11 protein-coding genes are annotated in these 21724 nt (G+C 39.7%); 7 read left to right on the top strand and 4 right to left on the bottom strand.

All coding sequences use genetic code 11. The annotated features are described in order from the left end of the window. Positions 1 to 53: 53 nt before the first annotated feature. The 4 genes from V7K36_RS18545 to V7K36_RS18560 form a co-directional block, all read right to left on the bottom strand. On the bottom strand, positions 54 to 302 hold the full coding sequence (locus V7K36_RS18545) for a DNA cytosine methyltransferase (RefSeq protein WP_335118106.1): 249 nt from the start codon (positions 300 to 302) through the stop codon (positions 54 to 56). A gap of 79 nt (positions 303 to 381) precedes the next feature. Next, positions 382 to 1563: an aldo/keto reductase gene (locus V7K36_RS18550; RefSeq protein ID WP_335118108.1), complete on the bottom strand. Its 1182-nt coding sequence runs from the start codon at positions 1561 to 1563 to the stop codon at positions 382 to 384. 596 nt (positions 1564 to 2159) lie between these two features. After that, complete coding sequence (locus V7K36_RS18555; RefSeq protein ID WP_335118110.1) at positions 2160 to 8111, bottom strand: amino acid adenylation domain-containing protein; 5952 nt, start codon at positions 8109 to 8111, stop codon at positions 2160 to 2162. A gap of 232 nt (positions 8112 to 8343) precedes the next feature. Next, complete coding sequence (locus V7K36_RS18560) at positions 8344 to 8973, bottom strand: class I SAM-dependent methyltransferase (protein WP_335118112.1); 630 nt, start codon at positions 8971 to 8973, stop codon at positions 8344 to 8346. Between the two features lie 1494 nt (positions 8974 to 10467). Between V7K36_RS18560 and V7K36_RS18565 the strand changes: the two genes are divergently transcribed. The 7 genes from V7K36_RS18565 to V7K36_RS18595 all read left to right on the top strand — a co-directional run bounded on the left by V7K36_RS18565 (position 10468) and on the right by V7K36_RS18595 (position 21431). Beyond that, positions 10468 to 11910 (top strand): sugar transferase, encoded by a 1443-nt coding sequence (locus V7K36_RS18565; protein WP_335118113.1) that lies wholly within the window; start codon positions 10468 to 10470, stop codon positions 11908 to 11910. A gap of 385 nt (positions 11911 to 12295) precedes the next feature. Then, entirely contained in the window at positions 12296 to 13729 is a 1434-nt protein-coding gene (locus V7K36_RS18570; RefSeq protein ID WP_335118115.1) for an oligosaccharide flippase family protein, read from the top strand. Positions 13730 to 13807: 78 nt separating this feature from the next. Beyond that, a complete protein-coding gene (locus tag V7K36_RS18575) occupies positions 13808 to 14911 on the top strand; it encodes a glycosyltransferase family 4 protein (RefSeq protein WP_335118117.1) in 1104 nt (367 codons plus the stop codon). A 3-nt stretch (positions 14912 to 14914) separates the two neighbouring features. After that, the gene (locus V7K36_RS18580) at positions 14915 to 16162 is read left to right on the top strand and encodes an O-antigen ligase family protein (protein ID WP_335118119.1); all 1248 of its coding nucleotides are present in this window, start codon (positions 14915 to 14917) and stop codon (positions 16160 to 16162) included. Continuing rightward, positions 16159 to 17331, top strand: coding sequence for a glycosyltransferase family 4 protein (locus V7K36_RS18585; protein WP_335118121.1), 1173 nt, complete (start codon positions 16159 to 16161; stop codon positions 17329 to 17331). The genes V7K36_RS18580 and V7K36_RS18585 overlap by 4 nt, the downstream gene beginning before the upstream one ends. Before the next feature lie 149 nt (positions 17332 to 17480). Beyond that, positions 17481 to 18674, top strand: a complete 1194-nt coding sequence (locus V7K36_RS18590) for a glycosyltransferase family 4 protein (RefSeq protein WP_335118123.1) — start codon at positions 17481 to 17483, stop codon at positions 18672 to 18674. A gap of 510 nt (positions 18675 to 19184) precedes the next feature. Beyond that, positions 19185 to 21431, top strand: coding sequence for a GumC family protein (locus tag V7K36_RS18595; RefSeq protein ID WP_335118125.1), 2247 nt, complete (start codon positions 19185 to 19187; stop codon positions 21429 to 21431). Positions 21432 to 21724 lie beyond the last annotated feature (293 nt).

A 21724-nucleotide genomic window follows, 5' to 3' on the forward strand; every position in this document is an offset into this window, starting at 1 on the left:
GGCTATTTTACCTCCTTATCTTGCACTGGAATATACTTCTTTGGTCTGATAATCTAGAGACTGTCACCTTTTCTTTCTTTTTCAGCAACCCCTAAGTAGCTGATAAAATTTTGTTGATAAACTTTTATAGCTTGTTTGTCTATTTCAGAATAGCCTAAGCATTGACCACCTACTTTTTGTAAAGCAATTCTAAATCCATCAATACCGGCAAATAGATCGATGAAAGCGAATTTATTTTGATAAGTTACTAACTGTAGAGGTAATTCTATTTGTTTTGAATTTTGCGAAAATAGAGATTTCATTTTTGTTAGCCAACTTGATTAACTAACTATTGATATATAGTCACTTAGTATATCATCAAATATACTAAGTTTCTAATCCTCAACTCTGAGATAAACGTCGCACTTCTTCACCCGCCAACATCTGATGAGCTTGTTTCAGAAGTTGGGGGATTTTATCAGCGTGGGGATTGCGGGCGAGACATTGCCGCAAGTCTAATTCATCTAGTCGATCAGCTTTATTGCCAGGGAACCAGTGGTTGCCATTGCCAAGTAAGTTGTAGCGCATTTTAGCGTAGTCTACCAGATCGTAGGCGATCGCTAGATTCCGCAGCCACAAAATCACCCGAATATTTACCTCGCCAGGGGTTTGGTCAAAGGTTGGTAGATTTTTCTCCCAGGATTTTACCCAATCTTCTCCCAAAGTAGCGATCGCTTCTTCTTCCAATCTTGCTAAAATAGGTGGCAAAATTGACGATGCCCAATCTACTAATTCTAAAGTCTTCAGGTGTTCATCAAAATCTTGCGGTTTTGCGGCTCCCAAGCTCAGGGTATGCACCTCTTGATGACTCAAACAAAACAAATCATTAAACACCATTGGACTCAAAGGGGCGCAAAGATTTACTAACTTTTGTGGTGGTTTATATAACAAACCTCCTTTATCAGATGGGCTAATGATAAATACCCCCATGTCGTGGCATTTAGCTGCTTCAATTGCCGCCCAATTCCATTGATTAATGTAGTACCAGTGCAGATTCACATAATCAAATTGATTGGTATTAATTGTCTGCACAATTATATCTGTTGATCCGTGTGTGGAAAAGCCAATAAATCTAACTTTTCCCTCAGCTTGCAACTGCTGGGCTACTTCTAAACAGCCACCAGGACGGATGCTGTAGTCTAATGACTCAACATGATTAATGCCATGCAACCCTAATAGGTCAACATAATCTAGTTGGAGATTTTTTAATGATTGTTCAAATGTCTCACGGAATTCTTTAGCATCTGCCTGTGGGTTGATTTTAGTCTGAACAATCAATTTTTCGCGCGTAAACTTGGGCAATATTCTCCCCAATTGCATTTCGGAAGTGCCATAACCACGAGCAGTTTCAATATGATTAATCCCAACTTCCACCGCCCTTCTAATAGTGGCTTCTAGATTCGCCTGGTTATCAGCAGGAATTTTATTATTGGGAACATCCTCCCATTTGAACTGATATCTCATGCCACCGCAGGAAAACACTGACATCTGTAATTCTGTGCGTCCAAATCGTCTATATAGCATCAGTAGATTGTAGATTGCTTACTAACTTAAAATCTCAAAACGACAGTCGTTCGAGCTTTCAGTGCCACAATAATTACCTCTGTTCAATCTGTGACACTAGCAAGATTCATCGTATTATTAAATCGGTCACATCTTTTGGTTATTCGACTGTTACCAATATTCCAGTTCCACAGAGTAATTATCTCATCCTAGTTACCACTAACAAGCATTTTTCCATTATTCTCCCAATTTATTTTTAGACTAATATCATGTCCGGGTAATTAGTTATGATTCCCATAGTCATTGCACCCCACCCCGCCAAAGCTACGCTTTGTCTCCCCTCCCCGCCTGCGGGGAGGGGATTAAGGGGAGCCAGTGCTCCACTTGGGGTCTCCCCAAGTGGAGCATCTGGCGTGTGGGGTTCTTGGGGTTTAATAAGTAATCAAGCGGACATGATATAAGTACAGAATTTCATAAGTTCATAGCGAATTAAAATTGGCAAAACTCAGCGCCCCTCTGCGTTTAAAAAAGCTACGAATTTCGGAAATGCTGTACTAATAAATGGCAAAAAAAACCAGCAGTGCTGAGTTGATGCCCTTCGGATGAAGCTCGTACCGTTAATTCTTTGGAGATTGCGCCTGAGTTAAGCAATTTCTCAATGTTTCGGCTAACACCTGTACGTTAGGTTCCTTAAGTAGGTCAAGATGAGAGCCGGGAAGATAATGGATATCTAATCCTTCAGGCACTAGGTCGCCCCAGCCGAATTGAGGATCGTATTGTGTGCCTATAGCTTCGTCCCGATTTTGATCTTCTGTCCGCAAGAGGATAAGTTGACCAAGATAAGGTGAAAAGATATATTTACTGGTGGCTTTAGTGTTAGCATCTATAATTTTTAAGTGCTTGTCAGTTCCAGGTAAATCAAGTACCTCTTCCACATAACGGTTATATCTATTTTCGAGATGCTGCTTCCGCCAATAACTCCATTTCACAGCCTTTTGCCAAAGGTAGCTAGGGCCTTGTTGAACAATATTATTTAAATGCAAAAAAATTCGCTTGAGAAATGGCGCCCGCCAGCTATAACCTGGACGACAACTATCAAGCATAACTAGAATACCAACTTGTTCGCCTTGCTCTTGGAGTTGCCGAGCCATCTCGAAAGCAACTACACCTCCAAAAGAATAACCTCCCAGAAAATAAGGTCCATTGGGCTGAAGGGTCTGAATTTCTTGAATGTAGTGAGTTGCCATGTCTTCAACCCGCGTATGGAAAGGCTGTTTTCTATCTAGCCCTTGTGGCTGTAATCCATAGAAGGGTTGCTCTGAACCCAGATGCAGTGCCAATTCACGGAAACACAACACTTCTCCACCCAGTCCGTGAATACAGAAAAAAGGTGGCTTGGAACCGTTGGGTTGAATTTCTACCAGGGATGACCAGCTAGATTTTGATTTGTTTAAGGTATTTACTAAAGCCAAGTTTTTTGCTATCTCTTCTTCTTGGCAGATTATTTTGGCTAGAGCCTCTACAGTACCTGAGTGGAAGAGAATGGCAAGAGGCAGATTTTTACTAAATGTCTTCTCAATTTGCCAAAACAGTTTTACCGCTAATATCGAATGTCCTCCTAGCTCAAAGAAGTTGTCTCTGACACCAATGGGCTGGACACCTAAAATTTGTTCCCAAATCTGTATTAGCTGGCGCTCAACTTCATTGCGGGGAGCAACAAAGGTGGCTTCTAGCTCTAGCTTCGATAAGTCTGGTGCTGGTAGGGCACGGCGGTCTACCTTGCCATTGGGGGTTAAGGGCATGGTATCCAGCAAGACAAAAGCCGAAGGTAGCATGTACTGTGGCAATTTTGTTGAGAGAAAGCGCCGGATATCACTAATCGCGGTTGCTGAGTCCTGATTCAGTATAATGTAAGCGAGCAAACGTTGATCACCGGAAACATCTTCACGGGCAATGACTACAGTCTGGAGTACGTCTGGGTGTTGGGCTAACACCGTTTCAATTTCCCCTAGCTCAATGCGTATCCCCCGGATCTTGACTTGATGATCTCGGCGACCGAGAATTTCTAGAGAGCCATCTGGACGATAGCAACCGCGATCGCCTGTATAATAAAGCCAATCCTGTTGATCATTCCGAAAAGGGTTCTTGACAAATCGAGAACGGTTTTCTTGTTGGGCATTGATGTAGCCCAAACTGCGGAATGGAGTTCGGATCACAATCTCGCCCGGTTCACCGATGCCGCACGGTTGGTGATTCGGTGTGAAAACTAGTGCTTGAGTTTGAGGAAGCGGCAATCCTACTGGCTGTACCCCTGGTGTACACTCAACAGGTACTTGGTAATAACACTTAGCCAGAGTTGTCTCTGTCGGACCATAGAGATTAACAATTTCACCTGATTCTGGAAAAGTATCCCGCCACCGAAGCACAAGTGTTTCCTTCAGAGGTTCTCCAGCCAAGAACAACCAGCGTAAGTTACGTAATGAGACTCCTGACGGCACATTGGCTAACCATAATTGCGCCAGTGAAGGAACTGTGTGAAGTACAGAAATTTGCTCATTTTCCAAGTAACGCAGAATTTTAGTCGGTTCTAGGTTATCCCCTTCTTCTGGCAAACATAGGGTTGCACCACTAGTCAAAGGTAAGAAGATATCTCTGAGGACGACATCAAAGGAAAGACCAGTTAATTGGGCAACGCGGTCTTGCTGATTAATTTCAAAGGTCTGCCGTTGCCAGTTAAGAAAATGTGCCATCCCTTTGTGACACCCCAGCACTCCTTTAGGTATACCAGTGGTGCCGGAAGTAAAGAAAATATAAGCTGGATCGTCAGCAAGGATTTCAGGCAGGTTTACTGCTTGAATGCTCTTTTTGAATGAATTTATGGTTTCTCCTGTGTCTGGGTTTACACAGATGATAGTTAAAGACTCCCATATCTTTTCGTCTTCTGGACGCTGACCATCAATATATAATATGTACTTGGCTTTAGCTTCCTGTAGCATCAGTCGCTGGCGTTGACTAGGAAGTTTCGGATCGAGGGTGAGTAACACACCGCCACTCAAGAGTACGCCAACCATACTGGCAATCAGCCCAAAGCTTCGTGTCCCAAACACGGCTACGACATCTCCCCGCTCCACTCCGCCAGATAATAAAACCTGTGCTAAGGTTTGAGCTATTTTGCCCAGTTCCCCATAATTCCAAGTGCGAAATCCTTGACGGAGTGACGAATGTTCTGGGGTGCGATTTACCCAAGAGGTAAACATTGTTGTCGCCAATTCATACCGTGGTTCTGGCAAAACCGCCCTTGGCTCTGGCAGCAAATGTTGCGCTTCTGGTGTTATCAGAGAATATAAACTAATCTGGCTCTCTGGAGCAGCAACAATTTGATTCAGCAAGTGATGGAATTGATCAAGCATTTCCATCATCCGCTCTGAAGTAAACAGATCGGTATTGTAGACTAAATCAAGTTTGATTCCTTGGTTTTCTTGTGTAACGTACAGGGTTAAGTCGAACTTGGAAGCTGTTTCTAGCATCAAGACTGGTTCTATAGCCACTCCAGGTAGTTCCAGTTGGATATCCCTTAAGTTGAGCATATTAAACCACACTTGAAACAGTGGGTTGCGACTGGTATCTCGCTCTGGGTGCAGTTCTTCTACCAGTTTCTCGAAGGGCATATCTTGATGAGCATAAGCATCTAATGCCATCTGGCGAACTCGACTTAGCACTGAACTAAAACTGGGGTTGCCGACAAAATCAGTCCGTAAAACAACGGTGTTAATAAAAAATCCGATTAACCCTTCAATCTCAGAACGGTTACGGCCAGCAATCGGAGAACCGATGAGAATATCTTCTTGCCCAGTGTAGCGGTGCAGTATTGTCCCAAAAGCCGCCAGCAATGTCATAAATAAGGTGACACCCTTCTGATACGAGAGTTCTTTTAGCGATGCACTCAAAGTCTGCGGTAGCATCAGGGATTGCACTGCTCCCTGGTAAGTTTGGACTGGTGGCCGTGGTCGGTCGGTTGGTAATTCTAATACAGTATTAGCACCTGCTAACTGGGTTTTCCAGTAGTTGATTTGGCTAGAAAGTACCTCACCCGATAGCCATTGCTGCTGCCACACAGCAAAATCCGCATACTGAATGGGCAATTTTGGCAGGGGGGAAGGCTTACCGCTCAAAAAGGCTTGATAAACGGCTGCTAACTGCTGCCAGAGAATGCCTACTGACCAGCCATCTGAGGCGATGTGATGCATGGCCAACAGGAGTATATGCTCCTGTTCGTCTACCTGGAGCAAAGTAGCTCGCAGCATCAAGTCAGATTCTAAGTTGAAGGGGCGTTGCGCCTCTTGATTTAGGAGAGATTCCACTTGCTCCTGTCTTACCTTAATCATTCTGAGTTCCACTGGACGAGGCATGGCAATTACTTGTATGGGGCTACCATCAAGTGATGTGATAAAGTTTGTTCGCAGTGCCTCGTGATAGACAACGATCGCATCTAGTGACTGTTGCAATATGCCCACGTTTAACTTGCCCGTTAATCGCTGGGCATTCGAGAGGATATATGCTGGGCTGTTGGGTTCCAACTGCTCCAAAAACCAGACTCGCTGTTGGGCAAAGGATAAAGGGGCTGACTCCCGGTTGGCTATTTGGGGAATAGTCTGATTTTGGGGATCATCTTCTGGAGTCTGGTTTTGGGCGATTGCTTCAGCTAAAGTAGCGATCGTGGGATTCTCAAATAAAAGTTGCAACGGTATTTCTATCCGAAAGACTTGGCGAACCCTAGACATCACTTGAGTGGCCAGCAGTGAATGACCTCCCAATTCAAAAAAATTGTCGTGGATGCCTACTTGTTCCAGACGCAAAACTTTCGCCCAGATGCTAGCTAAGACTTCTTCTGTCGAATTCTGAGGTGGAACAAAGTTAGTTGACAGCTCAAGAGTAAATGTATCCGGTGCAGGCAAGGCGCGGCGGTCTATTTTACCGTTGGGATTTAATGGTAGGGTGTCCAAAAATACAAATAAACTAGGCACCATATATACAGGTAGCCGAGTTTCCAAAAAGCGACGCAATTCAACCTGGCTAGGAATTTGCTCTGGACAAGCAACAACATATGCCACGAGTTGTTTATCCCCAGGAACATCCTCTCTAGCTATGACTAAAGTCTGCGTCAGTGCCGGATGTTGACCTAATATGGCTTCAATTTCTCCCAATTCAATTCGGAAGCCACGAATCTTTACTTGGTGGTCAATGCGACCAAGGAACTCGATATTACCATCACTTAAATAACGTGCCAAGTCGCCAGTTTTGTAAAGATGTGCCCCAAGTTCAGAGCTAAAAGGGTTAAAAATGAACTTATCTACTGTCAATTCTGGACGGTTCAGATAACCTCGTGCTAGACCAATACCGCCAATGTGCAGTTCACCTGATTCACCAACAGGCACAGGCTGCAAATTTTCATCGAGGATGTGAATCTCTGCATTAGTAATGGGGCGACCAATAGGAGCAATGGCGTAATTAGTACCGCGCTGACAACTCCAGAAAGTGGTATCAATGGAAGCTTCTGTCGGCCCATAGCAATTATGCAGAACATTGTCCAAATTCAGTTGGGCAAAAAAGCGCTCTATGAGTTCGCCAGGTAAAGCTTCACCACCGCAGGTAATGTGCCTGATGAATCGGCAATTTTCAATTCCCTTCTCTTCCAGTAAGACACGGAATATGGAAGGCACTAAGGCTAGGACGGTAATTTGCTGCTCAGTAATCACCTTCACAAGGTAGGCGGGATCTTGATGTCCACCAGGCCGAGCTATGATCAATTGCCCTCCGAAGCACAATGGCCAGAATATCTGCCACACTGAAGGGTCAAAGCTAAAAGAAATAGTCAGTAAAACTTTGTCTGCCTGAGTTAATCCAAAGGTTGTTTGCCTCCAGTAGAGTTGATTGCAGATCCCCCGGTGAGGAATCATTACACCCTTGGGCTGTCCTGTAGAACCAGATGTGTAAATTACGTAGATGAGATTATCAGTTGTCGTCTCATTTATAGGATTTTCTTGATTATTTCCGATATTACCTTGCCAGTTTGAGTCCAGACAGATTACTTGCGCCTGATGCGGTGGTAAGTTATTGACGAATTTTTCTTGGGTTAACAATACTGCTGTCTGCGTGTCTTCCAAGATGAAAGCTAAACGCTCTGAAGGATATGCCGGATCTAAAGGCACATAAGCACCTCCAGCTTTAAGAATTCCCAGCAACCCGACAATCATCTCCAAAGAGCGCTCTAAGCAAATGCCCACAAGTACTTCCGGCCCAACGCCTAAAGTACGTAAGTAGTGCGCTAACTGATTCGCCCGTTGGTTTAACTGCCGATAAGTAAGTTGTGTATTTTCATATACTACAGCAATGGCTTCAGGCGATCGCTCAACTTGCATCTCAAACATCTGATGGATACACATATCCTGATGATGAACTGCTTGGCTGTCATTCCATTCCTGTAAAACTTGAGTGCCGATAATGTGAGTTAAAGTATCTAACGGAATATTTTGTTTATATTCTGAAGCCTGGCTATTATTTATCTGCATTTTCTATATAAGTTTCAGCCGATCTATCAATTGTCCGGAGTCATCCACAGCAAAGTAGCGATCGTGTTTAATACAATTGCACTTTGATACCAATTAAACATCAAAGCACTTCAACTGAAGTTTAGACAAAAGGGGATGTCAGCTAATACAGCCCCCAATCTATAGAAAATGAGAGAAATACCACTAACTCTCACATACCAAGATAAAACTTACTAAACTCAAAAGTTGGTGTCTAATTTTTGGCTATTACCAGTGCCTTCATTTCCGAATTGAGCAGAGGTTGATGATAATTCTTTTTGATATCTGGCACGGGTTTTCCATCTACAAAAACTTTGTAAATTTTTGCCTGAGAGTTGCTAGGCAAATTGTCAACAATTCTTGCTTTAAACGCAGCCGGACTATAAGTTCTGGCAAACCCTTCATATGGGCCCCATCCAGCAAACGTTGCAGTATTGTCAAAAATTGTGATCACTGTTTTAACACTGGACTTCTGAATCTGTTTATTATTCCAGATTTCTGCATACTCGTTAGCTAGAAATAGCGGTGCAATTACAAGTTTTCTGCCCACTCTCAATAAACGTACTGCCTCTTTAATAAACTCAATATCCAAATCATCTCGAAAATGCTCAAAAGAGTGATGACAGGTAATTCCATCTAAAGATTCATCTGGGAGGGGGATTGCATCAATACAGCCACCAATGTATTTAATTCCATCTGCGGCTTTTCCATCTAATAAAGAGTCTTGACAGTAAGCAGTCAATTTAAAGTCAGAAACCGCCATTAAAGCCTTGATATATTCAGCTTTTTCACCACCGGCAGCATCTAATATTTCATCACCCTCTTTCAAATCTAACAGAGTCATTGTCGTTAGGTATTCAAGAGGCTTGGAATGGACATAACCAAGCTGATTATATTTCCTAAGTACATCTGAATTTACAAAATTCTTATAATCTGTTTCTGAAAGAGATAAATTGTTTACTTCTACCTGCGTTTTCCCTATTTCAGAATCGTCTGTGGGTCGCAAAATCCGATTAACTTTTAAATTATTTAGATGCAACTTTATCAGCCAACGCCACTTTTGTGTGTTCAGAAATCTGTCTAATCGATTTAGATTTATATTAAATTTGCTGATTACCATAAATAAATTTACCCCATACTTTAGTGATTGAAATTCTAAATAAATCTCAAGAATTAATTTTTCATTTTAGCCAACAACAAGCATTTAATTAAGCGCTTCATCATTTAGTTAAAAAATAAGTTTGTGTTTGTTTGTAATCTAACCTATCTCATAACCTAATCGATTATAAAACTACATTAGTACATTATCGTTTTTTAGTAAAATCCGCCGAACTAAAAAATAATTCTTACCGAATCTTCATTTTGTTTCCTTCTATATAAAATTCATGTAAAGTTATAATATTATTTTATTAAAGAATTACCCGAACTTCATGAAACCAAGTAGGTGGGTTTTATTTGTATAACTTCACTCTTCTGGTACAAACTACAGTCCCATCGGTAAGGTAACAGCCCTTTTGGGGCCTCAAAAGCTTAACAACATGAGAATTAACATCGGGTACTTACTGTCCAAAATGTAATCTAAAGCATCGATTCATTAATCAAAAACCTAATCCCCCAGCCCCCTGCGCTACTAGCTACGGTGTACATAAAAGTCCTAAAATCCATGCCTGGTAAGATACAAGCCTTAGTAGGCGAGGTTTTGAGTTGATCACGCTGATTATCAATAGTGTCAGCTTATTACTTATTAATTGAGGTCAACGGGAAATAGATTATGTAAAGTTTTGTAACGATAATCAAATTTTTGATGCTTTTCGTTATATGTTGTTTGTGTAAGTTTTGTTAATCAGTAATTATGCGTAAACAAACAGAAAAGCTTCTAAGCAAAACTGAATTAATCTAAGTAGATATGTTAGAATAATTTCAGAAGGAATATCATTATCTCATAGAAGTTGAACTCTGCAATAGAACTGTAGTGATTCAGTCTATTTATTACGCACATTAAAAATCATAATATTTTTACCTGACCTCCTTAATCATTAAATGTCAGGAACTTTATTCAACTATAAGTTAACTCATCAACAAATCTTTTTTGGCATCGAAACTCAAATTTTCCAGACTAAACTGGATTCTACCCTCCAACAAAAGCTAAGTATCTGGGTATTAACCGCGCTCAAACGATCCTGGAAGATGCTTTTGATCAAGAACTTAAAGTTACTCCGAAGAAAATGGTTAATAGTAAACTACAAAGGGAAGGTTTCTTTGAAATAAAAATGTGAGATCCCCCACTTGTCTTATATAAGTTTGCATCAAATTTTAATTACACCAAGTGTTCCTAACTATGAGTAATCAAGGCTTTACAACAAATAAATTCAGTGAAGTACCTTTGGATTTGCGTGCATCTGGATTTGTCAAAGTACGCAAGGGTTCGTGGTGGCTAAGATTAACAACATTGTTTTTAGTAGACTATACTCTCTTATCCCTAGCTTGGATTTTAGCTGGATATCAGTCTTCTTATGGGCATTTTACTTGGTATATACCGAGTTATTATTTACCGATTTTAATAACTATTGGGATTCAAATAGGATCACTAGCTGTCGAAGGTATTTATCGAGAAGGTCAAAAACGCTATGACTATTTCAATATTATCAAATCGCTAACTTTTGCTCATGGATTAATACTCCTTGTTTCTTTTTTGTACAAACCAGTTGTTGATATTACACGTCCAAGGTTAATATTATTATCTTGGTTGTTGAGTATATTATTTATCTGTACTGGTAGATATGCTGTAAACATTGCTCTTGAATATCTGCGTAAGCAGAAAAAAATAGTTCGTTCTTCGGTATTCATTATTTGTGATCCACAAGATCATGAGCAGATTGCTAGCTTTATAAAAAAAGAAAAACACTACATAGTATCTGGAACGGCGAATGCTAATTCATTAGACAGATATCAACGTCAACAAACATTGAATCAACTTAATCAATTAGGTGTAACAGAAGTTTTTATATCTTGGGATGCTCTAAAAAATAGAATGTTTTTATGCTGGTTATTTCAAGCATCCGGCATACAAGTACATATCTTACCAATGGAATTAAAACCAATTTATAGAAACGTAGAATTTAATAAAATAGGAGGAATGCCTTGCCTGAGTTTGGATTGTCCGATAATTACAGGTAAAGATTTTTGGCTCAAGCGTAGTTGTGATTTTTGTTTCGCGACTTTATTTGTAATTTTATCATTCCCTATTTATATAGCTATAGCTATAGCTATAAAATTGGACTCTCCCGGCACAGTATTTTACAGACAAACCCGTGTAGGTTTACATGGGCAACAGTTTAAAGTATGGAAATTCCGAACGATGAGGTCTGATGCTGAAAAATTGCAGAAAGAATTAGAAGCATTAAATGAAACAAAAGATGGGATTATCTTTAAAATTAAAGACGATCCTCGCGTTACTCGTGTTGGAAAATTTCTTAGACTTTATAGCTTAGACGAATTACCTCAACTTTTTAATGTTATTTTTGGAGAAATGAGTATAGTAGGACCTCGCCCTTTACCTACTAGAGATGTTGATAAATTTTCTGAACATCATTTTATCCGACATGAAGTTTTACCTGGAATTACAGGTCTTTGGCAAGTCTCAGGTCGCTCGGATATTTTAGATTTTGAACAAGTGATTAATCTTGATCTTAACTACATCGAAAATTGGTCGCTTGGGTTAGACTTTGAAATTCTCCTCAAAACAGTTATGGTAGTTTTGAAAAAAGAAGGCGCATACTAAGCTAATAAAAACAAAACCATACCGGACAGTAATAATTATACAGTTTAGGTATTAATACAAATATTGCAGTTTGATAGTACAATTTTTCATGCATTAAATCTAGATTTTTCTACTTTATTGAGTGAAAAAATACGTGTCTAAGCGCGATAAAAGCTTTAGAATTTACAACCCAAAAAATTTGCTAATAAATTTTGGCATGAGTTGCACACTAAAGCGTGCGATGATAGGAGCTAAACGAAAATGCATTTTCGTCATTGATTCCTATGACTGCTATCTATGGAACATCTCAAAAAACTTCTAACTGTATATCAGAAAAAGTAAGTTATGAGATTTATAGGTATTGGTAATTCAAAATTAACGAAATAAACTGATTAATAATTTAAGAATGGTAGAAAAGTACAAATTCATAAGTAATTCCCTGTCAATGATAGTCAATCGGTTAGCGCAAAGCATTACAGCCTTTGTATTAACTGCTTTTATTGCTCGTACTCTAGGAGCTGAGGCTTTAGGACAGTATCTACTAGCATATAGCTACTACTTTATATTTGTGGGCATTGCTTCACAGGGGCTAAAGACATTGTTTACCAGAGAACTAGCCCGTGAGCCACAAAAAACACCAGTTTATTTAATGAGTGGTACCTGGCTACAGTTAATATTTAGTTTTTTCAGTTATGGGGCATTGGTAATTGTAGTATTTTTACTTCCCTATAGCTCCAAAACCTCGACTATTTGCTACATCATGGGCTTAACGATCATTCCTTTTGCACTTTCCAACATCACTGAGGCAATTTTTCAAGCTCAAGAAAAGATGCATCTAATTGCCATCTCTACAGTGCCAGTGTACATCGTACGCGTAATAATAATGATTTGGGCGATGCAATTGAAATACGGAATTGAATCTCTGGGGGCGATTCTATGTTTTTCGGAAACACTAATTTTAGTAATTGAATGGATTTTCATCACCCGGTTAGTCAAAATAGAATGGCAGATTGATGGGAATTTTGTCTTGAATACAATCAAAAGTGCGCGGACATTTTTTGCTATTGAAGGAATGGCTGTACTCAATGGCAGAGTTCAAATATTGATTCTTTCATTGTTAGGAAATGAGTTTTTAGTGGGTCTATTTGGTGGAATATCACAATTGCTACTACCCTTTTCCATTATTGCTAACAGTATAACTTTAGCAATGTTTCCAAGATTTTCAAAGGCAGTAGAGCAAGGACGGGAAAGGCAGAGGCAGATAAGTGAAAATGTTATTGAAATTCTACTAATTATGGCATTACCCTTATTGATTGGGCTGTTATTTTTTGGTAAAGATTTACTAATTTTGATCTATAATCCTAGCTTTGCTCAAGCAAATTTAGCCCTTCGTTTAAGTGCTGTATCACTGGTTTTTTTGCCTTTTACCCGCTCACTGTCCTATGTACTTGTAGCCAATGGTTTTGAGATAGTTAACCTGCGTGAAGTGGTTATTACCACTACATTAGGAAGCTTGGGAGGTGTGGCATTAGTTTCCCAATATCAGTTATTAGGTGCAGCTTTAATGGCATTATTAATGACTATTATTGGTTTTAGTCAGTATATTTACTTCACCTATACTCGCCTATTTTCGTTAAATCTATGGCGAATTATGCGCCGACCCTTACTAATATGCTTTTTGATGCTACCTATATTCATTTTATTGGAAAAAATTAGCTTAGACTTTATATACACTCTAATTATTGCAACTTGTGCCTATGGTTTATTTGTGATTTATCTAGGTATTCGTGCATTTGGTGGGTTTCGTTTTTTATGGATGAAACTTTTAAGAGAGCAGTAATTGTTTAATATAAAATTATACAAGTAAGGCATCTAAAATTGTGGAATAAATAATCTAATTGAGAATATAATTTTAATTATGATTAAAGTTGCTTTATTACATTTTTGCTTTGAAGACTACACGATTGAACTAGCAAACAGTCTGGTTAAATATGTTGATTTAACGCTAATTCATCCAGAAAAAGTGTCAAATGTCTGTAGGAATGTTCTTGATTCCAGTATCCGCGTGATTAGCTTTAAAAAACCACGGATTCGCGACCCGCGCAATCTGTTGGCTATGGGCACTATGATGGATATCATCAAAGACATACAGGCAGATGTTTTACATGTGCAAGAAACTAATGATCTTTGGTACGATTGGACTTTGTTACTTAACAAGATGCCACCATTGGTGACAACTATCCACGATATATTCCGTCACCCAGGTGATAAAATTGCTGTATTTGGTTCCGATTATACCAGGCGTATTGCCTTCTACCGTTCCCAACAATTGATTGTCCATACTCATGAACTAAAAAAGATTTTAATTGAACAATTTCGTATACCTGAAGACCGAGTCAATGTTTTACCTCATGGAGAACTTGGTAGTTTGTATCAGCGTCGGGGTAGTCTAAATATTCAAGCCCGTGAGCCATATACATTGCTATTTTTTGGACGCATCTTGCCCTATAAGGGATTGAAATATTTACTTGAGGCTATGCCCTTAATTGCTGAATCTATACCTGAAGTCAAGCTGATTATTGCTGGAAGGGGAGAAAACATCATGCAGTATTTCCCTAATGGTTATGATGAAAAACGCTACGAGATTATCAATGACTTTATCCCCATTGAAGAAGTAGGTAATCTATTTCAACGCAGCACAGTAACAGTTCTGCCATACATCGAAGCGTCTCAAAGTGGTGTGGCAGCTTTATCTTATGGAATGGGAACGCTGGTTGTAGCTTCTGAGGTAGGGGGATTGAGTGAGATAGTTCAGCATAAAAAAGATGGGTTGTTAGTTCCACCTCGTGATGTTAAAGCTCTAGCTGATGCCATAATTTGTTTGTTAAGCGATCGCGACTTGCAACAACGTATGCAAACTGCGGCACTAGCTCGTTGTCAAGAAGATTTAAATTGGTCAAATATTGCTGCTCAAACAGCCGAAATTTATTATAGAAAAATGAATATGCAAAATATTAATTAATTTATGAGAAAACTACTAATTTATGCGGAGCAGGGATTCACAGTTGCAGCCTTGCTAATTTATTCAGGGGCAATTTTAACTCTCGTCCTGTCAGGAGGAGCAGGACAGGATGAGGCGGTAGAATATGATAGCTCCTTGAATCGGATTGCTTTTTTCGTAATCTATGCAATTACCTTACTACTACTAGTTCTGCGTTGGAAGAAAACTCTTTATGTCCTTGTTTTTAGTAAAGATATCTTCCTTTATTCTTTATTAATGTTGGCAGTTGTTTCTATTATTTGGTCTTTTGAACCCTCGACAACATTAAAAAATAGTTTGACCCTCATTGGTTCCAGTTTGTTTGGCCTGTATTTTGTTTCGCGATACAGCTTAAAACAGCAATTCTATTTACTTGCTTGGACTTTTGGGATTATTATAGTATTGAGTTTCATTTTCGCTCTAGCCTTGCCTAAATACGGGCTACAGAGCGACCTTGGTAAACCACTGTGGCGTGGAGTTTTCACGCACAAAAACGGTTTGGGAGGAAGGATGGTAACCAGTAGTATAGTTTTTTTAATCCTTGGTTATCAACGAAGTCAAAGACATCGTTGGTTTTTCTGGGGGGGGTTTAGCTTGTCAATACTACTATTACTGCTTGCCGGTTCGACTTCATCTCTACTTAATCTATTAATTATAATATTGGCATTTTTTGCTTTTCAAATTTGGCGTTGGCCATACCAGGTGATGGTACCAACCCTAATAATGATGGCAACTATCAGCCAAACTTTATATTTTTGGTTATCTAATAACGCTGGTGTCCTGTTAAATTCAATTGGTAAAGATGCGACACTGACGGGTCGAACAGACTTGTGGCCATTAGTAATCGATATGATTTGGAAACATCCTTGGATCGGTTATGGTTATGGCGGATTCTGGCAAGGATGGGATGGCGAATCCGCTTATATTTGGCTCAATGCTGGATGGACTCCAAACCACCCCCACAGTGGTTATCTGGCTCTTTGCCTTGATTTAGGTCTTCTAGGGTTAGGGTTATTCTTCTTAGGATTTTGGCGCAGTTATCTGCAAGGATTCATTTGGATGCGTGGTAGTAAAAGCGCATTAGATATTTGGCCACTTATGCATATGACATATATATTTATAGCTAGCCTTGCTGAATCTAACTTACTGGAATCGAATAGTTTGACTTGGATACTTTATGTAGCGGCATGTTTCTCAGTGAGAATGAAACATGAGGTCTTTGAAAAGCAATGATAAATTCTGATTCTTTTGTTGAGACATTAACCCAGGATAGCCCAATTATTGAAAAAGTACAGCCTATGTGTCGAACTAAAACTCTCAAGATTATCCTGTTAGGTCCTAGCTTACTCCAGCAAGGTGGCATTTCCAATTACGAGAAGCTTTTTTTGGAGTATGCTCCTTCTGAAGTTGACATATGTCATATTATTACTCACCAAGAAGGAACTCTAGCAATCAAAATCATGGTATTCTTGAGCGCTATATATAAATTTTTGTGGATGTTAATCAGGGAAGAAGTTGATATTGTTCAACTTGAAATTTCACAGCGCGGCAGTGTTTTCCGACAGGCAATTATGGTACTTTTAGCTTGGGTATTTCACAAGCGGATAATTCTACATGCTCACGGTAGTCAATTTCATGTTTTCTATGCTGAACTTGCAAAATGGCTACAACAATTGCTAAGTTGGGTATTTTGCAAGTGTCAACGCTTAATTGTATTATCCGAAAGTTGGAGAAGTTTCTACATAGAAAACCTTGGTCTGAAACCTGAACAAGTTGTAGTTTTTTATAATCCAGTAAAAATTCCTGCTGAAGTTCCACACCGTTCCGGATCTAAAAAAGCGAACTTACTTTTTTTAGGACGAATTGGTAAACGTAAAGGCGCATTTGATTTGATCGAAGCCTTTTCTCTTTTGCCCACTGAACATAAAAGTATATCTAATCTGATCATGGCAGGAGATGGAGAGATAGAACAAGCACGCAATTTAGTTACGACTTTAAATTTAGAAGATTATATCAAATTGCCTGGCTGGATAGGTTCACATGAACGTGATATTCTTTTAACTGAAGCAGATGTTTTTGTGTTGCCCTCTTACAATGAAGGTCTTCCATTATCAATGCTGGAAGCAATGGCTTGGGAATTACCAGTCATAGTTACACCAGTAGGAGGTATACCTGAAATAGTTACTCAATCTGAAAATGGATTAATCGTTAATCCAGGTAATGTTCAGCAGTTATCAGATGCGATTAAGTCTTTGATTGAAAATGAGACTCTGAGGCTTTCTCTAGGATCTAAGGCGAGAACAAGTGTTTTTCCTCTTGATATCAAAAACCACTGGCTTTCTTTCCTTGATTTATATCGTTCAGTGTTAAATTCAGATGATAAATTGAGTGTAAACAGCTAATAACTGTAAGACTGAAAATGGTGAGGATGCAAATATGTAGGTTATGCAGCCCAGTTTTGCCAGGTATGACTAGAAGTTACCCAAAGTAAGGTAGATTTTATAATTGACAACTGAGTGTTTTACTAAACTAATTAAAAATTGAGATTATTATGGCATCACCAAAGAAAGTACTAATTATCGTTGAAAATCTGCCAGTTCCCTTTGATCGGCGGGTATGGATGGAAGCAACTACTTTGCAAAAAGCTGGGTATGAAGTTACCGTAATTTCACCGACAGGTAATGGTTTTGAAAAAGACTACGAAGTTATTGAGCAGATTCACATCTACCGTCATCCTCTCCCACCGGAAGAAAGTTCGGTCATTGGCTATCTCCGAGAGTACAGTTGGGCGATTAACTGGCAATTCCGTCTAACTCAAAGGGTATGGCGAGAGCGTGGTTTTGATGTTATACATATTTGTAATCCGCCGGATTTACTTTTCTTAGTAGCAGGATGGTTTAAATTATTTCATGGCACATGGGTGATCTTTGATCATCATGACCTCAGTCCGGAGATGTATGAAGCTAAGTATCAACGGCGCGATATTTTTTATCATGGATTACGTTGGGCTGAACGGTTGACCTATGCCACAGCAGACATGGCAATTTCAACGAACGAGTCACACCGAGAGGTAGCTCTTAACCGTGGGCACAAGAAATCAGAGAAGGTCTTTGTAGTTCGCAGTGCGCCTGATCTTTCGCGCTTTCGCCGAATGCCCCCAAACCCCAAATACCGTAGAGGTAAAAACTATTTGGTAGGGTACATGGGTGTGATGGGCGAACCAGAGGGAATTGATTATCTCCTGAGAATGGTAGATTACATTGTCCAGAAAAAAAATCGCTCTGATATTCACTTTATGCTAATCGGTAGTGGGCCTGCAGCTGAAAAACTCAAGGACTTATCTAAAGAGTTAGAAGTGACTGAATTCGTAGAATTTACAGGGTTTAAGCAAGGGGAAGAACTTTTAGAGCGGCTTTCCAGTTGCGACGTGTGTGTAGAACCGTCTCCAACATCTGCTTATAACGAAAACTGCACGATGAATAAAATCCTCGAATACATGGCGATGGGAAAAGCAATTGTCCAGTTTGATTTGCGAGAGGGAAGACGTTCTGCACAGGAAGCATCTCTTTATGCCAAGCCTAATGATGAGGTGGAGTTTGCAGAAAAAATTCTGGAGCTTCTAGATTCTCCTGAACGTAGAGAAAAGATAGGAGCCGAGGGGCGACGCAGAATGGAGGAGATACTGGAGTGGCAATATCAAGCTCCGAAACTGTTAGAGGCTTATGATAAAATCTGGCAAAGCTAGTAGCTACTTTTCAGAATCACTATTAAGTGAGCTTGAGTAGTGAGTAGATGTTATGGTCAAAAATTGCCGACTGACTAGACGGCAAGTTTTTTACTTGGCTGAGGAACTTTGGCTAGGCTAGGATGAGTGATTTGACAAGTGGTAGAGCCATATAATATTATTTGTTTGAGGAAAAATAATCAAGCCTTTGATAATCCAGAAATAAATTTTAATCCTAATGGCTAATGGCAAAAAGTTTTTAACTGAACGTCCTACTGCTCAAGGGTTGATTTACGCTGTTACAGTTAGGATATCTTTAACTCATCCCAAATCCTAAATTTATCAAAGTTTTTGCTCAATAGCTCAATAACTGTGTCACATTTGTGCCCCAAGCGGGAACTAAATTTTTAACTCCAATAGTCTATACTATTTGTAAAATCATATCAGTCTTGTCAATTGCACTGGTTTGCCACTGCTCTGCTCTAAGTCAATTTTTAGTTTCTTGCTTAAGACCTGTACTTTGGAAGATTTATGTCAGAAAAATTTATGGAATCTAGAGAATCTATTGATTTAGACCTTAGTGGTTACTTATTGATATTGAAACGATTGTGGCGACCTGCTACTGCGATATTTGTAGCTACAGTTATGCTCAGTGCTATAGCTACACTATTGATGAAGCCATCCTATGAGGCAGAAGGAAAACTGTTATTTAGAGTTCCCGCTTTTAAAATAGCTGGAACTAGTCTTTCGCCTAGTTTCGCGGAAGGAGGAGACACAGGAGATTTGAAACCCTTGGTAGCAACTCAAAATCCCATAAGCAGTCAGATAGAAGTTATTTCTTCGCCTACTTTTTTGCAGCGGACAATAGACAAACTACAACTCAAAGACAACGAAGGTAAACCTCTGGAAGTAGAAGCGCTACTAAAAACCCTGACTGTAAAAATTCTTGGTGGGACAGATGTCTTGCGAATTACTTATACCAGCCATGACCCTGAAGAAGCAGCGGCAGTGGTCAATACAATTATGAATTTTTATTTAGAAAATGATATTACGACAAATCGCTCTGAGGCGGGAGCTACTCGTCAATTTATGGCCAAGCAGCTTCCTCAAACTCAATCTGCTGTTGATAATGCAGAAGTAGCACTACGTATATTTAAACAAAAGCATCAGATTGCAGATTTAACAGCGGAAACACAGTCAGCCGTTGCGACTATTGGAAATCTAGACAGTGAGATGGATACTGTTAAGGCTCAACTGGATGAGGTAAACGCCCAAACCAATGAACTGCGCCAGAAAGTAGAGCTAAATTCTCAGGACGCGATCGCTGTGAGTGCTCTCAGTCAGTCACCTGCAGTACAGGGAGTTCTTACACAACTTCAAGACACTGAGCGGCAGTTAGCGGTTGAGCGCAGCCGTTTCTTAGATGACAACCCCGTAGTTATTAACCTAGAAGCAAAAAAAGCTAATTTAAAATCTCTCCTGCAACAGGAAGTTGGTCAGACTATTGGCAATCAAAGAGAAGTTCCCCAGAGCCAATTGCAGATTGGACAACTCAGACAAAGCCTGATCCAAAGTTTTTTGCAGTCAGAAATACAGCGCTTTGGCTTAACTAAAAGACTCTCCTCTCTATATAATTCTCGTTCTAGCTACGAACAGCGAGTGAAACTCATACCCCAATTGGCACAAAATGAGCGGCAGTTAGAACGGAAAGTTGAAGTCGCAGAATCGACCTATCAAACTCTATTGAAAAAGGTTCAAGAATTACAGTTAGTTGAGAATACAAATGCAGCTACTTCTCAGATTATTTCTCAGGCTTTAGTACCCAAAAAGCAAGTACTAATCAAAAAAATAATTGTTTTGGTGCTAGGAGTGATGTTCGGTTTATTCTTTGCTACTACAACAGTGCTCTTCCTAGCTATGAGAGATAGATCTCTAAAAACACTTAAAGAAGTTAGAGATGTATTTGGATATACTTTGCTGGGAATTGTTCCTTTGTCTGTTAAAAAGGTTCCCTCTCGTTATTCCAATGCAGAATCAACAGCTCAAATAATTGCCGTCAGAGACACTCCCCACTCTTTAACGAGCGAAATGTATCGGATGATTCAAGCGAATCTGAAATTCCTGAGTTCAGATAAAGTACTCAAAACGATCGTGGTAACTAGCGCAGTTCCTAAAGAAGGCAAGTCTACAGTTTCAGCTAATTTGGCAGCAGCGATCGCTCAACTAGGACGTAAAGTTTTATTAATTGATGCAGATATGCGAATTCCTTCTCAGCATCATCTCTGGCAACTAACCAATGCAGTTGGTTTGAGTGAGGTTCTTGTAGGTCAGGCTGAATTTGAGATTGCTGTATCTAAGGTAATGGATAACCTTGATGTTTTAACTGCTGGAGTTAGACCTCCCAACCCACTTGCTTTGCTTGACTCAAAACGGATGGCATCACTAATTGAAAATTTCTCATCTCAATATAACTATGATTTTGTCATAATTGATGCTCCTCCCCTCCTTTTGGCAGCTGATGCTTTGACTTTAAGCCAAATGACTGATGGGATTTTGTTAGTAGCTCGACCAGAGGTAATTGATTCTAACAGTGCAGCTGCTGCTGAAGAAATGCTAGAGAGATCCCGTCACAATGTCTTAGGTTTAGTCGTGAATGGTATTATTGATAAAAATGAATCTAGTAGTTATTTCAACCATGCTAAAGAATACTTTAGTCATCAAGATTTGACAAAAGCGGTTAAGCAACAAAAACGTATTCCAGACAAAAGCTCTGTATAAACGAGAATTTTGTCTCCTAAGTGAACTGAACATGAACACCATAACTGGTATATCATGTCTGTTTAATTAGCCAGAAAATAATAAGCCTGCCTTCACAAGCTTATTATTTTCAGGACTAGCCCTTTGAAGGCCAGCATACAGCAGAATTCAGGAGCGCAGCCGGAGACGCTCTGCCGAGGCGTCAGAATTCAGAATTAGAATAGGCTCTGTGCCTAGCTTTGAGGCTTAGATGGTGTACTTCACTAACTTGATATCTGCTGTATGTACTATCAAACTTTTTACGGCATTTCAGG

Source organism: Nostoc sp. (assembly GCF_036919555.1).
GTDB lineage: Bacteria > Cyanobacteriota > Cyanobacteriia > Cyanobacteriales > Nostocaceae > Nostoc.